Annotated in this window: 16 protein-coding genes; 1 reads left to right on the top strand and 15 read right to left on the bottom strand. The window is 44.3% G+C overall.

What is annotated here, in order from left to right; all coding sequences use genetic code 11:
* Nucleotides 1-81: 81 nt before the first annotated feature.
* The 15 genes from ABK447_RS20560 to metG form a co-directional block, all read right to left on the bottom strand.
* Nucleotides 82-690 (bottom strand): 50S ribosomal protein L25/general stress protein Ctc, encoded by a 609-nt coding sequence (locus ABK447_RS20560; protein ID WP_011996173.1) that lies wholly within the window; start codon nt 688-690, stop codon nt 82-84.
* Between the two features lie 84 nt (nt 691-774).
* Complete coding sequence (locus ABK447_RS20565; RefSeq protein WP_007409928.1) at nt 775-1,728, bottom strand: ribose-phosphate diphosphokinase; 954 nt, start codon at nt 1,726-1,728, stop codon at nt 775-777.
* 21 nt (nt 1,729-1,749) lie between these two features.
* Nucleotides 1,750-3,120 carry a bifunctional UDP-N-acetylglucosamine diphosphorylase/glucosamine-1-phosphate N-acetyltransferase GlmU gene (gene glmU / locus ABK447_RS20570; RefSeq protein ID WP_004264658.1) on the bottom strand — a complete coding sequence of 457 codons (1,371 nt, stop codon included), beginning with the start codon at nt 3,118-3,120 and terminating at the stop codon, nt 1,750-1,752.
* 191 nt (nt 3,121-3,311) lie between these two features.
* The gene (spoVG, locus tag ABK447_RS20575) at nt 3,312-3,605 is read right to left on the bottom strand and encodes a septation regulator SpoVG (protein ID WP_004264660.1); all 294 of its coding nucleotides are present in this window, start codon (nt 3,603-3,605) and stop codon (nt 3,312-3,314) included.
* A 195-nt stretch (nt 3,606-3,800) separates the two neighbouring features.
* Nucleotides 3,801-4,181, bottom strand: coding sequence for a 2-iminobutanoate/2-iminopropanoate deaminase (gene ridA, locus ABK447_RS20580; RefSeq protein WP_004264663.1), 381 nt, complete (start codon nt 4,179-4,181; stop codon nt 3,801-3,803).
* The gene (purR, locus tag ABK447_RS20585) at nt 4,178-5,035 is read right to left on the bottom strand and encodes a pur operon repressor (RefSeq protein WP_004264666.1); all 858 of its coding nucleotides are present in this window, start codon (nt 5,033-5,035) and stop codon (nt 4,178-4,180) included. Before purR ends, ridA begins: the two co-directional genes overlap by 4 nt.
* Before the next feature lie 55 nt (nt 5,036-5,090).
* On the bottom strand, nt 5,091-5,960 hold the full coding sequence (gene ispE / locus ABK447_RS20590; RefSeq protein WP_007409927.1) for a 4-(cytidine 5'-diphospho)-2-C-methyl-D-erythritol kinase: 870 nt from the start codon (nt 5,958-5,960) through the stop codon (nt 5,091-5,093).
* A 143-nt stretch (nt 5,961-6,103) separates the two neighbouring features.
* The gene (locus ABK447_RS20595) at nt 6,104-6,292 is read right to left on the bottom strand and encodes a small, acid-soluble spore protein, alpha/beta type (RefSeq protein WP_011996172.1); all 189 of its coding nucleotides are present in this window, start codon (nt 6,290-6,292) and stop codon (nt 6,104-6,106) included.
* A 162-nt stretch (nt 6,293-6,454) separates the two neighbouring features.
* Nucleotides 6,455-6,715 (bottom strand): biofilm formation stimulator Veg, encoded by a 261-nt coding sequence (gene veg / locus ABK447_RS20600; RefSeq protein ID WP_003218330.1) that lies wholly within the window; start codon nt 6,713-6,715, stop codon nt 6,455-6,457.
* Between the two features lie 211 nt (nt 6,716-6,926).
* Nucleotides 6,927-7,802 carry a sporulation peptidase YabG gene (yabG, locus tag ABK447_RS20605; RefSeq protein ID WP_004264691.1) on the bottom strand — a complete coding sequence of 292 codons (876 nt, stop codon included), beginning with the start codon at nt 7,800-7,802 and terminating at the stop codon, nt 6,927-6,929.
* Nucleotides 7,803-7,974: 172 nt separating this feature from the next.
* Nucleotides 7,975-8,856 (bottom strand): 16S rRNA (adenine(1518)-N(6)/adenine(1519)-N(6))-dimethyltransferase RsmA, encoded by an 882-nt coding sequence (gene rsmA, locus ABK447_RS20610; protein ID WP_004264694.1) that lies wholly within the window; start codon nt 8,854-8,856, stop codon nt 7,975-7,977.
* On the bottom strand, nt 8,846-9,409 hold the full coding sequence (gene rnmV / locus ABK447_RS20615; RefSeq protein WP_004264696.1) for a ribonuclease M5: 564 nt from the start codon (nt 9,407-9,409) through the stop codon (nt 8,846-8,848). Before rnmV ends, rsmA begins: the two co-directional genes overlap by 11 nt.
* A 134-nt stretch (nt 9,410-9,543) precedes the next feature.
* Nucleotides 9,544-10,869, bottom strand: coding sequence for a G5 and 3D domain-containing protein (locus tag ABK447_RS20620; protein ID WP_023356663.1), 1,326 nt, complete (start codon nt 10,867-10,869; stop codon nt 9,544-9,546).
* A 134-nt stretch (nt 10,870-11,003) separates the two neighbouring features.
* Complete coding sequence (locus ABK447_RS20625) at nt 11,004-11,771, bottom strand: TatD family hydrolase (RefSeq protein WP_015239022.1); 768 nt, start codon at nt 11,769-11,771, stop codon at nt 11,004-11,006.
* Nucleotides 11,772-11,846: 75 nt separating this feature from the next.
* Complete coding sequence (metG, locus tag ABK447_RS20630) at nt 11,847-13,838, bottom strand: methionine--tRNA ligase (RefSeq protein ID WP_011996169.1); 1,992 nt, start codon at nt 13,836-13,838, stop codon at nt 11,847-11,849.
* A gap of 483 nt (nt 13,839-14,321) precedes the next feature.
* Between metG and abrB the strand changes: the two genes are divergently transcribed.
* A complete protein-coding gene (abrB, locus tag ABK447_RS20635) occupies nt 14,322-14,612 on the top strand; it encodes a transition state genes transcriptional regulator AbrB (RefSeq protein ID WP_169510469.1) in 291 nt (96 codons plus the stop codon).
* Nucleotides 14,613-14,635 lie beyond the last annotated feature (23 nt).

Below are 14,635 nucleotides of genomic sequence, written 5' to 3' on the forward strand. Positions count from 1 at the left end.
AAATCCTCCCTCAACATCGCTGTAATTCTTCTCATTCTAGCACAAAAGACGTAACCTCGGGCGGGTTACGTCTTAAAGCGCTTATTGATTTTCTCCTTCGGGCTCTTCCCCAGGAGACGGTTCTGCATCTTCTTCGAATGCTTCCTGCTTAGGAGGAAGGATGGAAGCCACGACTTCTTCCGGGTCGTTTGTAAATGTATAATTGCCGTCAGCAGTCAGATCTGCGATGGTCAGCACATCATTCATTTCAAGCCCGGAAATATCAACATTGATTGTCTGAGGGATGTCCTTCGGCTTAGCCTTAATCGAAAGCTCATGCAGCGGCTGCTGGATGACGCCTCCGTCTTTGACTCCCTTCGCCTCTCCCGTCAGCTGAATCGGCACCTCGGCCTCCAGCTCCTCACTCATATTCACGACTTGAAAATCGGCGTGCGTCAATTCGTTTTTGAGCGGGTCTGTCTGAAGATCAGTCACCATAACCGATTGCTGATTTCCGTTGACATCAATTGTGATAATCGTGTTTTTTCCTTCGTCCCGCAATGTTTTAAGCAATTCGACACTGTCTAAAGAGACAGGCGTATTCGTTATTTCTTTACCGTATATAATCCCTGGAACATGTCCTGAATGACGGATTTTCCGAAGCGTCGAACGTTTAAAATCTGTTCTTTCATTTGCTTTTAAAGTTGCCATATTCAGCACCATCCTAATTATCGTTTTATCGTCCTATTAGAACAATACCCACAATAACTGGGATTTAAACCTTAAAATTTCGGTTTAGCTGAATAAATAGCTGACAGATTGTTTCTCGTGAACGCGGATAATCGCTTCAGCCAGAAGCGGTCCGACAGAAAGCTGCTTAAAGCGTTCGATTTTTTTCTCATCAGGAAGCTTAATGCTGTTCGTTACGACAAGCTCCTTGATTTTAGAGTTATTGATCCGCTCAACGGCAGGACCTGACAGTACAGGGTGCGTACAGCATGCATACACTTCTGCAGCTCCGTTTTCAACCAGCGCGTTAGCGGCAAGTGTGATGGTGCCGGCCGTATCAATAATATCATCGATCAGAATCGCTGTTTTACCTTCCACGTTACCAACGATGTTCATCACTTCTACCTCATTCGGTCTAGGACGGCGTTTGTCGATAATCGCGATCGGCGCTTTCAGACGGTCCGCAAGTTTGCGGGCGCGCGTCACACCGCCGTGGTCAGGAGAAACAATAACGATATCTTTCAAGTCTTTACCTTCAAAGTAATGGCCTAAAATCGGAACACCCATTAAGTGGTCAATCGGAATATCAAAGAAACCTTGAATTTGCGGCGCGTGTAAATCAAGCGCGATCACGCGTGTCGCACCCGCTGTTTCAAGCAGGTTTGCAAAAAGTTTTGCCGTAATCGGTTCACGTGATCTTGCTTTTCTGTCCTGGCGCGCATAACCGTAGTACGGAATGACAATGTTGATTGTTTTCGCGGAAGCGCGCTTTAAAGCGTCAACCATAATCAGCAATTCCATGATGTGCTCGTTGACCGGCGCACTTGTAGACTGAATGATATAGCAATCACAGCCGCGAATACTTTCTTCTATGTTGATCTGGACCTCTCCGTCACTGAATCTTGTAACAGAGCACTTTCCTAATTGAACCCCTACATTATCCGCGATTTCTTTTGCAAGTTCTGGATTTGAATTCAAAGAAAAAATCTTTAAATTCTTATCTCCGTATTCGTTAGACATGGTAAACCTCCGATTTTAGGATTATTTTTTATGAATGTTTTTCACATAATCTTCTTTATTTACTTGTCTTGCTCTGGCAATGGCAAGCGCTTCGCCCGGCACATCTTCAGTTACGGTTGAACCCGCAGCGACGTACGCGCCTTCTCCCACTGTAACAGGAGCGACCAGATTGGAGTTGCAGCCAATAAAGGCGCCGTCTTCAATTTTGGTTAAATACTTTTTCTTCCCATCATAATTGACCGTGATGGAGCCGCAGCCCAGATTCACATCCGTGCCCACTTCGGCATCACCGATATAGCTTAAATGAGATGCTTTGCTCCGGTCGCCGAATTGTGTTTTCTTGATTTCAACAAAGTTTCCGATCTTCACTTCATTGCCGATTGCGGAATCGGGTCTGATGTGAGCAAAAGGACCGATATTTACATCATTCCCAACTTTGCTGCGATTGACAACGGATTGTTTAATCACAGTGCGGCTGCCGATTGAGCTGTCCTCTATCTCAGTGTGAGGGCCGATGACACATTCGTCGCCGATTTCAGCTTGTCCCTTTAACACAGTTCCGGGATAAATAACTGTATCTTGTCCGATACGTGCGTCAGGTGAGATGTACGTATTCATCGGATCGATTAAAGTGACTCCGTTCTGCATATGCCGTTTGTTAATACGCTCTTTCATATACATTTCAGCCTGAGAAAGAGCGACTCTATCATTCACTCCGAGCGTCTCTTGGAAGTTACCAGTCTGGTAAGCGGCAACAGTTTCGCCTTCGTCTTTGAGGATTTCGATCACATCCGGCAGATAATACTCGCCTTGGGCATTTTCATTCGAAACCTGTTCGATGACACGAAAAAGAGCCTCGTTATCAAAACAGTACGTTCCCGTGTTAATTTCTTTCACAAGACGTTCTTGCTCCGAAGCATCCTTGTGCTCCACGATTTTTTGAACGGCGCCGTCTTCACTGCGGATGATTCTTCCGTATCCGGCGGGATCGTCGGCAACGGCCGTTAACACCGTGGCTTTTGCACCTTTGTCTGTATGTTCATTCAGCATGGCTTCCATCGTCTCCGCCGTCAGAAGCGGTGTATCGCCGCAAATAACGATCGTGACACCCTTTTCTCCGTGAAGAAATGGTTTTGCCTGTTTGACCGCATGAGCCGTACCGAGCTGTTCTGCTTGGAGAGCGTAATCGCTTTTCTGTCCGAGCTGCTTCTTCACATCTTCGGCGCCGTGTCCTACGATGGTGACAAGCTTCGCTAAAGATAATTTCAGAGCTTCGTCTGCGACGTGCTCTACCATAGGCTTTCCGCATACCGGATGAAGGACCTTGTAAAGCTTCGATTTCATTCTCGTTCCTTTTCCGGCAGCTAAAATCACTGCAAACCGCTTATCCATTTAATGGCCTCCAATATCCCTTTTATCCATAGAAAAATATATCCTAAATAGCTGTTGATTTCAAGAAGACATCAAAAAGTGCAAGAATTTTCTATGTAATCGCTTTATTACTGAAAAATCAGATTTAAAAAAGGACTGCCGGAAAAGGCCTTGTGTCAGCCTTTATCAGCAGTCCTTACATTTTGTTATGTTTAAGAAGCCCCGGCTTCTTCATATTCTAATGCTTCAGAATCACCCAAACGATGATACTCATTTAAAACAGCATCCTGGATCTTGCCCCGCGTGCTGGAATTAATAGGATGAGCAATATCGCGGAATTCTCCATCAGGGGTGCGTTTACTCGGCATCGCAACGAAAAGACCATTGTTTCCATCAATCACACGAATATCATGTACGACAAATTCGTGATCCAGCGTGATGGATGCAATCGCTCTCATGCGACCATCGGTATTCACGCGGCGTAATCTTACGTCAGTAACTTCCACAGTAGTTCACCACCTTTTCCCTATATAAAAGCATTAGTCTAACAATTCCACGATTCTTTTTAAATTCCTGCACGTTTCAAAAAGTTTTTTTGAAAATATAGGATATACATACACAATTAGGTGGTAAACCATATTTGGGGATCATATACTGCATAAAAAAAGTGATCCCGGAGACCGGAACCACTTTTCTGAGATTTAAGATTTCACCAGCGCAATGACTTCAATTTCCACGAGAGCGTCTTTCGGCAGTCTCGCCACTTCCACACAAGACCTTGCCGGCTTATGTACATCAAAGTATTGTCCGTACACTTCATTCACTTCCGCAAACTGCTCCATATCAGCAATAAACACCGTTGCTTTGACAACCGTCTCGAGAGAAGCGCCCGCTTCTTTCAGCACAGCTTTTAAATTGCTGAACACCTGATGCGTTTGCTCTGTGATATCACCGTTTACCATTTCTCCTTCAGCAGTAAGAGGAATCTGGCCTGAGCTGTAAAACATGTTGTTTACGATGATTCCCTGTGAATATGGCCCGATCGCTGCCGGCGCGTGTTTTGTATGGATTGCTTTTGTCATTTTTCTGTCTCCCCATTCTTTAAATGCTGTTCTTTAAAAAATCGCAGAAAATTGCCGTTTTGAATCTCAATCGTTTTGTCTTTCATATTGATGGTTGAAAGCGTGAGCAGTGACATGTATTCATCGACAAGCCGTTCATTCACTCCCTCGGCTTCAACCAAGACGCCTATTCCCGCAACGTTTGCGTTAAACTCATCAAGCAGGCTGATCATGCCGTTAATGGTGCCGCCGGCTTTCATAAAATCGTCAATAATCAAAACGTTCGAACCCGTAGCCAAACTTCTTTTCGCAAGCGACATCGTTTGAATGCGGTTAGACGACCCTGATACATAATTGATGCTCACCGTGGAGCCTTCCGTCACCTTATTGTCTTTTCGCACGATGACAACCGGAACGTTCAGATAACTGGCCGCTGCGTAAGCAAGAGGGATTCCTTTTGTCGCAACGGTCATCACCACATCAATCTCCCGCTCCGCAAAAACGGAAGCAAAAAGCCTGCCTACATGAGAGAGGACAGATGGTTTTCCTAAGATATCCGTTAAATATACATAACCGCCCGGAAGGATACGCTCAGGATTTACTAAAGACTGTCCCAGCTCCTGTATAAACGCTTCTGCTTCAGCCTGTTTCACTTTCGGAATGTATTTGACGCCTCCGGCAGCTCCCGGCACTGTAAGCAGCGTCCCAATGCCTTGCTGTTCAAAGGTCTGTTTAATAATCGTTAAATCTTCACTGATTGATGACTTTGCTGATTGATACCGTTCTGAGAAAAACGTTAACGGTATTAATTCATGCGGATGGGTTAACAAATAATTTGTTAAGTCCACCAATCTGCCGCTGCGACGAAACTTCATGAACTTACCCCCAAAATCCGAATAATTTAAAAATAATATAACTTAACATACGGATTTAATCAAGAGCATTCTGTTCGCCGATCATCCGCACCGCGTACACTTGATCACAGAAACCTCTTAACCCGTTATAAATCCGCTGCACCTTCGATTCGTATTGAACCAAACCGAATACAGTCGGTCCGCTTCCGCTCATTAACACCGCATCAGCGCCGAAGCGTTTCATTTGATTTTTAATCATCGCCACCTCGGGATGGAGGCTGAGCGTAACTGACTCCAATACGTTTCCTAATTGTCCGCATACCTTTTGGAAGCTTTTTTCTTCAATCGCGTCAATCATCGCCTGCACATCAGGATGCCGAACCTGCTGTAAGTTCAGCCGGCGGTACACTTCGGCAGTTGATACCCCGATCGTCGGTTTGGCAAGCACGACCCAGCAATGAGGCGGAGCACTGATGTGCCTGATCTTCTCACCGCGTCCGGTTGCCAGGGCAGTGCCTCCGTATACACAGAAGGACACGTCTGAACCGATTTCAGCTCCAAGCTCCGCGAGCTCTTCGACAGAAAGCTTTAAATCCCAAAGCCTGTTCAGCCCTCTGAGCGTGGCTGCCGCATCGCTGCTTCCGCCGGCAAGCCCTGCCGCTACAGGGATCACTTTTGTAATCATAATGGAAACGCCTTTTTTGACTTGAAATCGTTCTTTAAGCAGTTTGGCTGCCTGATAAGCCAGATTCCTTTGATCATCCGGAACAAAGCGATTATGCGACGCCACTCTGATAACGTTTTCGGGCAGTTCTGTCAGTTCAATCCGATCTGCCAAATCAATTGTCGTCATGATCATCTCCACTTCGTGATAACCATCCGGGCGTTTACTTGTCACATCGAGGGACAGATTGATTTTGGCCGGCGCTTTTTCTAAAATACGCATAGCTTTCACCTACTTCTCCATCTAAACATAAGTATGAACATTGTATCACATTTGGAGACCCGGAGGTACTTATCCGAAATTGACGCCTGTTTTGACAGCCGATAGAAAAAACCGGGGAACGGATTGTCCCCCGGGCCACTGCATTATCGGTTATTTTGGTTCTGAGCCGCCATCTGCTGTTCGGCAATCTCAATCGCGCGTTTTACCATATTCCCGGCGTCACGCGCCCGAATGCCTCCCCAGCCCTCGTTTTTCACCGTATCGTAAAAACCAAGGTCCTTCGCCAGCTCATATTTGAACTCATCTGACATAACTCCACGACGTCTGCCCAAACGAAACAACCCCTTTTATAGAATTGATCACCATTCGTGCACGCCACGATAAAACATGTGACACTTATAGCTTCCGTTTAATCGGCTGAAACTTTCGAGGGAATAATTAGAAGAGCTTTAGAAGGCAAAACAAAAAGCAGTAAACAAAAGGTTCACTGCCCATTAAAATGCTACTGAGCTTGCCGCATCGTCATTGAATGTCAATTCAACAGTCTCAGTCAGAATATCAGCATAACTGTATGAAACTCTTTCAAACGAATTCTCGTCTTGATCTAGTTGTATCACAAAAACAGAAGGGTACGTCTCAGCTAAAATGCCCGAACGCTCAATCGTTTTTCGGCGGCCGCCGTTTGCTTTTAACGTAAGCCGTTTACCTAAATTCCCATCAAGCGATCTTTTTATATCGGACAACGTCTTCGCCATTGCATCCACCTCACTACATTTATTGTACAACAAGAGCCCAATTTTGTCAAATAAAATTTAAATTATATCAACGTTAATAAGTCATTGTCAACAAAATTATTTTGACAAAATTCTATTGATTTCTGCGTTATTTTTCACAAGTTCCGGAAATTTATGTATCAATTTGTAAAATAATTAACCCGCATAGCGAAATATATGCGGGTTTTATCACTCATCCATTTGATTTATACGGCATACCGACACGCAGCACACCCTTCGTTTCAATTCCTCCCAGCCCTTTCTCTCTCGTCAGCGTATTTCTCAGGACATCCCATACATTGATCCGCTCCATAAACGGAGTGAAGCTGATTTTCGCGACAATATATACCGGGTCAAGCGCGTGGATATTGACGCGTGACGGAGAACTTGCGAAATTCGCGCCCGCTCTGATTAAAGACTCGAAATGAGATTGGCAGGCACCCGCGAATATGACCAGCTGATCCAAATGAGGGACTTTACGCCTCGCTCTTTGAACGGTTTCGACAAAGTGTTTGGAATGCCTGTAGGCGCTTAAATCGTTCACGCCTCCCTTATGCTTGGAATATGCATCATGGCCGGTGATGACTAAAATATCCGGCCTGTATTTATCAAGCAGCTCGTCAATTGATGCCGGCATTTTTTTCTCATGGCAATGAATTCCGTATACCGGCACACCGATTTTTTCATAAAAGTTCAGGCACTTTTTCAAATAGGCCTCATCGCCGTCCAGATGCAATACCTTTCCGGGCATATGAAAGTAGTGCTCCTGATGCTGATATTGATTTGTCGCATAATATTCCTGTTTTTCCCGAAGCAGCTTATAATCCTGGCGGAGCAGCTCGAGAGATTCATTCATCCTGCTTTCATCTCTTTTCTTTCTCATGGCCTGTTCGTCTTTTCTGACAGGCTCCAAATCAGAAAAATCAGCATCCGCAATCAATCTGACTTCGTCACCATGCAGGATGGCAATTGAATTTCCGTTGCTTGTTTGCTCTATACCGATAATGCGAAATAAAACATCCATTTGATAGGATTTCCTGGCTACCATATCTCCTATTTGAAATTGCACGTTACCCACTCCACAAATAGACTAAGCCTCATCATGAAAGAAGTCTTGGCAAATACACCTCTTTCCGCTGCGGCGCTTGATGTTTCAAGCTTTTCTTGCAGTTGAATGAATAAGGTTCTCCTCTAGCCTATGTAGCGGCAGTCCAAGTGGTGACGCAAAACAAAAAGCCCTCTTAGAAAAGGGCTTTATGCAATCCGTTGGACAGGAGCGCGAATTCTTCTATGGACAGGGATTCACCGCGCCGCTTTCCGTCAATATTCGTTTCTTGAAGAACTTCTTCAATTTGAGCTTTTTTCTCTTTTCCGCCCGGAAGATTGTTCACAAGGTTGTTAAGCAAGGTTTTCCGGCGCTGTGCGAAGCTTGCTTTAATCAGCTGGAAGAAAAACGGTTCATTATCGACGTCAACCGCCGGGCCGTCACGAAGCAAGAGACGGATGACGGCAGAATCGACATTAGGCTGAGGCACAAACACCGTTTTCGGGACTGTCATGACGGTTTTGGCCTCCGTATAGAACTGAACCGCAATGGAAAGCGATCCGTACTCCTTAGAGGAAGGATCAGCGGCCATCCGCTCAGCGACCTCTTTTTGCAGCATCACGACAATCCCTTTTAACGGAAGATGTTCTTCCAAGAGCTTCATGATGATCGGCGTCGTCACATAATATGGAAGATTCGCCGTCACCATAATTTCATCACAATCCTGAAACTGCTCTTCAATGACGGATTTGACGTCTGCTTTCAGCACATCTTGATGAATGATCGTTACATTGTCATACGGAGACAGTGTATCATTGAGAATGGGCAGCAGGCGCTGATCAATTTCAAACGCGACGACCTTTTTCGCCCGTTTGGCAAGCTGCTCTGTCAGCGCGCCGATTCCGGGCCCGATTTCAATGACTCCGGTCCGATCCGTAATTTCCGCATGGTCCACAATTCTGTCCAATATATTTGTATCAATTAAGAAATTCTGTCCCAGACTCTTTTTAAAAGAGAAACCGTACTTTTTCAGAATTTCCTTCGTTCTGATAGGTGTCGCGATATCTTTATTGTTCATCCTGTTCCTCCTGCCTCATAGCATCGAGCGCATCAATAAAATCACTTCTTTTGATTTGAAACATTTGCAGCCGTTTTTGAAGCTGCTTGCCGTTTGTATAGCCGATCTTCAGCAGGTCGCCCAATCGTTCGCGGCGTCTTTTGGCAGCCGGTCCGCCGATCAGACCGGCCTGTATGACATCTTCAGCTGAAATCTCACTCGGCTTTGCCTCCATCTCTTCATGCACATTTTCCAGACATGCTCTGATGCTTTCAATGGATGCGTGCTCAACGCCAATGCCGCGCTTGTTTTTCGGTTTGGCAAGATGTTTGGGCAGAAATGCGTGTTTACAGCCGGGTACTGCTTCAGAAATGGTTTTCCGGATCTTTTCCCCCGGAAAATCCGGGTCCGTCAGCACGATGACCCCTCTCGTTTCCTGCGCCAGCCGAATCTGTCTGATGACTTCGTCTCCGATTGCGGAACCGTTTGTCTCGATCGTATCCGCATCAACGGCAAGTTTTATGCGCGCAGTGTCATCGCGTCCCTCGACTACAATAATTTCTTTAATTTTCATTACTTCCTCCAAAAAAACTTTTTATATCCAAAACGAAACCTTTGCTTACATGTCACGTCTAATATACTGAAAATACACTTTACCTATTATAACGAAAAAAACAGAGGGCGCAAAACCCTCTGAGTGAATCGGAATTAATTTAAGATTTTTATTTTGACCTGTTTCTTTCCCCAGCGGTAAGCTGAAGATTTTTCAGGGAAAAAGACATCAATCCGTCTTCCTTTAATGGCTGAGCCTGTATCAGCGGCCACGGCATCCCCGTATCCGTCTACGTGGACTCTTGTGCCGAGCGGAATGACGCTTGGGTCTACCGCAATGACTTTGGCATTCGGATTGCTTGTCAGGTTAACGCCTGTAGCCGTATGGCCGGAACAGCCGCTGCAGCTTGCGGTATAAGCCGTGGAAGACACGGTAATCACTTTACCGGAAGATCCGGTTTCGCCAGAAGATGCCTTCACAGGTGCACTGAGCTGCTCAATCTTGGGACTGTGCCGCTTTGTGCCGACCGCAATGATTTGATCTTTGCTTTTTTCAGATGTTTCTTCTTTAACAAGCTTTCTTGAAACTTCTTTTCCATTTTCTTTGACAACATGAAAATGCTTTTTAAGTTTGCCTTCTTTTCCTTTTTGAACGATCTTTTCTTTCCCGCTGTCGAGAGACGCATCTTCTTTTTCTTTCACTTGATACGCTATTTTTTCCTCAACTACATCGGTGACTTTTTCGATACGAGTGATTTGTATGCCGGCCTGATTTTTTGTGAGCTTTTCGTGTAATGCCGGTTTTACTTTATCTTCGTCTTTCATGTCCATCTTATGCTGCGTTAAAAAGTCAGCGACCGTAGTCGAAGTCGTCCATATTTTCTTTTTCTTTCCCGCATCATTTACAGTGACCTGAAAAGCCGGGTCGACCGTGACTTTCATGCCGTTTGTCACTTTCGTATCTGCTGCTGGATCTATTTTATCGTGCTGATTCACAGGTGTATGCTGTTCATTCAGAAATGCGCCGACTGTTTTTGCCGTTGACCATAAAGTCTTTTCTTCTCCGCCTCTTGTCACACGGATCTGCTTTGCAGCTTCATACACGACATTCATGTTGTCTGCCAATGCTGTCTGCTTAGACGGGGTAATCCGGTCTTCATTTCTCGTCTCTATATGTAAATCTTCCAGAAGTTCCCCAACCGTTTTTGCATGAGTGCGTATTTGCTTTTTCTTGCCGTTGATAGAAACAGAAACTGATTGTTTTGAGAGCTCATGTGCCCCGTATGCAGTCCCGGTTCCGCCCAGCAGAATAATAGCTGCAATAAGAATAACCTTGCTTTTACCAAGCTTTACGGAAAACAGTTTTTTCATTTTTTGTGTGATGAAAAACGCCTCCTTCTCCTCGGAGAGATTATATAGAGTATCTAAAATGCTGTCAACCCTCCCATCTCGAAGATGAAAAACCTTCAGCGTATCCCTCATTATGCAAAAACAAAGCAAAAAAAGGAAGAGAGACATATCGACAACCTATCTTATGAAGAGAAGGAAGCTTGTAGAACCGTTTTACATATCCACTGAATCGGACAAGCCTTTACACGTTACGACAGCGCATTCTGTCAGTTTATGCGGAAAAGTCTTTTTGCGTTTTCGGTTGTAATTGAGGCAATTTCTTCATATGTCAGCCCTTTTAATTCAGCGAGCTGTTCAGCAACATATTTTACGTAGCTTGGCTCATTTCGTTTACCGCGGAAAGGATGCGGTGTCAGGAAAGGACAGTCAGTTTCAATCAGCAAACGGTCATTCGGAATTTCCTTTGCTACTTCTTTTGGTTTCTTCGCATTTTTGAAGGTAACCGGTCCGCCGAATGAAATATAAAAATTCATATCCATACACTGCCGCGCAACCTCCGCGCTCCCCGTAAAGCAGTGCATAATACCGCCGACTTCTTCCGCCCCCTCTTCTTTCAAAATCGTGACAACATCTTCCGTTGCATCACGATTATGAATGATAATTGGAAGGTTCACTTCTTTGGCGAGAGCGATTTGTTTCCGGAATACTTCTTTCTGAACGTCTTTTGGTGATTTATCCCAATGATAATCAAGGCCCATCTCTCCGATTGCCACGACTTTTTCGTGAGAGGACAGTCCCTTAATCCATGATAAATCTTCCTCTGTCATGTCAATTGCGTCTACCGGATGCCAGCCGATCGCAGCGTATATAAAGTCATATTCCTCAATCAGCTCCATCGCACGCGTGATAGTGGGTTTGTCGAATCCGACAACGACGATCCGTTCAACTTTTTCAGCCTTTGCACGCGCAATGACTTCCTCTAAGTCTGTGTCAAATTGCTCGGCATTTAAGTGCGCATGTGTATCAAAAAGCATCATAAAAACTCCTTTCTTGTTGAAAAACAAAAGGTGTTCGACGGAATGTTACACGTGAAACACCTTTTGCATCTATTATTTAATTCGAGTGCCTTTCGGTAATGACTGGTCGACAGCTACAACTTTAAGTACGCCGTCCGATTCTCCTGCCAGTATCATTCCTTGAGAAAGCTCGCCTCTCAGTTTTACCGGTTTTAGATTCGTTACACAAATGATCTTCATTCCCACAAGCTGATCCGGTGTGTAATGCTTCGCGATACCTGATACAACTTGGCGCTGTTCAAAGCCCAGATCAATTTGCAATTTCAGCAGCCGATCTGCTTTTTTCACCGGCTCTGCGGACAAGACTTCTGCGACGCGAAGTTCTGTATCCATAAATTGATCAAACGTAATTTCAGGAAGACGCTCTGCTTCTTGCGGCTCTTCCGCCTTTTCTTCTTTAGCAGGAGCAGTTCCTTGCATTTTTTGCTTGATGTAAGCTACTTCCTCTTCAGCTTCAAGACGAGGGAAAAGCGGTTCCCCTTTTTTCACTTTCGCGTTCTTCAATTGGCCGAATGTCTGAATGCTGTCCCATGCTTTAAGAGACTGATCCTCAACTCCGAGCTGGGCAAACATTTTTTCAGGCGTTTGTGTCAAGAAAGGCTGCAGCAATACGGCTGAGATACGTAAAGATTCAGCTAAATGATACATGACAGAACGTAATTCTTTTTCTTTTTCCTGATCTTTAGCAAGCACCCACGGAGCAGTTTCATCAATATACTTGTTCGTACGGCTGATTAATTGCCATAGCGTTGATAAAGCGACTGAAAACTCCATGTTTTCCATTGCCTTTTCATAAGCTTTAACCGTTTCACCGGCTACAGAAGAAAGCTCTGAATCAAAATCGGTCACATTTCCTTCATATGAACCAATCTCGCCGTCAAAATATTTTTGGATCATTGCAACTGTACGATTCAGAAGGTTTCCTAAGTCGTTCGCCAAGTCATAATTAATCCGTTCTACGAAACCTTCCGGCGTAAAGACACCGTCTGAACCGAACGGTACTTCGCGAAGCAGGTAATAGCGAAGTTCATCCAAGCCGTAGCGTTCAATTAACGTTACCGGATCAACGACATTTCCTTTTGATTTCGACATTTTTCCGTCTTTCATCAATAACCAGCCATGCGCGAAGACTTGCTTAGGCAGCGGGAGATCAAGCGCCATCAGCATAATCGGCCAGTAAATGGTATGAAAACGGACAATTTCTTTACCGACAAGGTGGACGTCAGCCGGCCAGTACTTTTTGTAAAGCTCATCATTTTCCGTATCGTAACCGAGCGCTGTTATATAGTTGAACAGTGCGTCAATCCATACATACACGACATGCTTCGGATTTCCCGGCACTTTTACGCCCCAGTCGAACGTCGTTCTGGAAACGGCCAAATCTTCAAGCCCAGGTTTAATGAAGTTGTTAATCATTTCATTTTTGCGTGATTCAGGCTGGATGAAAGAAGGATTTTCCTCATAAAACTTCAGCAGGCGGTCTGCGTATTTGCTCATGCGGAAGAAGTATGACTCCTCTTTGATTAATTCGACCGGATGGCCGCTGTCCGGGCTTTTTCCGCCGACAACCTCACCCTTCTCATTTCTTTCCACATCCACCAGCTGTGTTTCCGTATAGAATGTTTCATCAGGGATGCTGTACCAGCCCTCATACTCATCCAGGTAAATGTCACCATTATCAAGAAGTTTTTGAAACACTTTCTCGATAATTTCTTTGTGCCGGCTTTCCGTCGTCCGGATGAAATCATCGTGAGAAATGTCGAGCTGCTTCCATAGTTTTTGGATTTCAGCAACTGCACGATCTACATAAGCTTGAGGCGTGATATTCTCTTCCTCCGCTTTCTGCTGGATTTTCTGTCCGTGCTCATCCGTTCCGGTTAAGTAGCGTACGTCAAATCCTTTTAATCTTTTGTAACGCGCCATCGCATCGCCGGCCACGGTAGTATAAGCATGGCCGATATGTAATTTTCCGCTCGGATAATATATCGGGGTCGTAATATAAAAAGTATTATTGTCTTGCGGCATGTTGCAACCTCCCATTCAGAATGTCGAAAAGCTCACGCCCAAAGGACGAGAGCGGTTTTATTTGATATACAATATTGATATTTGTCCTCTATCTATGATACCATCTTAGCCTTTAAGATCAAGGATATATACGTACTGCGCGTAAAAGAGTAAATAAAATTAAAAATTTTTATTGAAATTAAAAAAAGTCTTAACATGTCGAAATTTGTCGTATATAATCTACTAATATAAAACAACTTGGTTCGAAAGTCTTGATTTAAAAGGATTTTCAGTAGGATAATAGGTTCGAAAAAGCAGTCAAAAAGCCTGTTATTTCAGGATTTCCAAGGCTTTACTTACTATAAGAACTAATTCTTACAATCAATAGTAAACAAAAAGATTGACGATTATTGGAAACCTTGTTATGCTAGGAATGTAAGGAATTTTGTCGAATAATGACGAAGAAAAATATAAACTACAAAATAATTATCTCTCGGGAGGAGACTGTTAATGAAATCTACTGGTATCGTACGTAAAGTTGATGAACTTGGACGCGTCGTTATCCCTATCGAACTTCGCCGTACACTGGGCATCGCAGAAAAAGACGCTCTTGAAATTTATGTTGATGATGAAAAAATCATCCTTAAAAAATATAAACCAAACATGACTTGCCAAGTAACTGGTGAAGTTTCTGATGATAACCTTAAACTTGCCGGCGGCAAATTGGTACTCAGCAAAGAAGGCGCTGAGCAAATCATCTCTGAAATTCAAAACCAGCTTCAAAACCAAAAATAAGCTATTTCATACAAAAACCGTTC

The sequence above is a fragment of the Bacillus sp. hwrm1 genome (assembly GCF_040207805.1).
In the GTDB taxonomy this organism is placed as follows: Bacteria; Bacillota; Bacilli; order Bacillales; family Bacillaceae; genus Bacillus; species Bacillus velezensis.

Excerpts from the sequence above, each read along its gene's own strand:
- ABK447_RS20565 (WP_007409928.1), bottom strand. The coding sequence starts at position 1,728 with ATGTCTAACGAATACGGAGATAAGAATTTAAAGATTTTTTCTTTGAAT.
- ABK447_RS20620 (WP_023356663.1), bottom strand. The coding sequence starts at position 10,869 with ATGAGGGATACGCTGAAGGTTTTTCATCTTCGAGATGGGAGGGTTGAC.
- ispE (WP_007409927.1), bottom strand. The coding sequence starts at position 5,960 with ATGCGTATTTTAGAAAAAGCGCCGGCCAAAATCAATCTGTCCCTCGAT.
- metG (WP_011996169.1), bottom strand. The coding sequence starts at position 13,838 with ATGCCGCAAGACAATAATACTTTTTATATTACGACCCCGATATATTAT.
- ridA (WP_004264663.1), bottom strand. The coding sequence starts at position 4,181 with ATGACAAAAGCAATCCATACAAAACACGCGCCGGCAGCGATCGGGCCA.
- ABK447_RS20625 (WP_015239022.1), bottom strand. The coding sequence starts at position 11,771 with ATGCTTTTTGATACACATGCGCACTTAAATGCCGAGCAATTTGACACA.
- rsmA (WP_004264694.1), bottom strand. The coding sequence starts at position 8,856 with ATGAACAATAAAGATATCGCGACACCTATCAGAACGAAGGAAATTCTG.
- purR (WP_004264666.1), bottom strand. The coding sequence starts at position 5,035 with ATGAAGTTTCGTCGCAGCGGCAGATTGGTGGACTTAACAAATTATTTG.
- glmU (WP_004264658.1), bottom strand. The coding sequence starts at position 3,120 with ATGGATAAGCGGTTTGCAGTGATTTTAGCTGCCGGAAAAGGAACGAGA.
- rnmV (WP_004264696.1), bottom strand. The coding sequence starts at position 9,409 with ATGAAAATTAAAGAAATTATTGTAGTCGAGGGACGCGATGACACTGCG.
- veg (WP_003218330.1), bottom strand. The coding sequence starts at position 6,715 with ATGGCGAAGACGTTGTCCGATATAAAAAGATCGCTTGATGGGAATTTA.
- ABK447_RS20560 (WP_011996173.1), bottom strand. The coding sequence starts at position 690 with ATGGCAACTTTAAAAGCAAATGAAAGAACAGATTTTAAACGTTCGACG.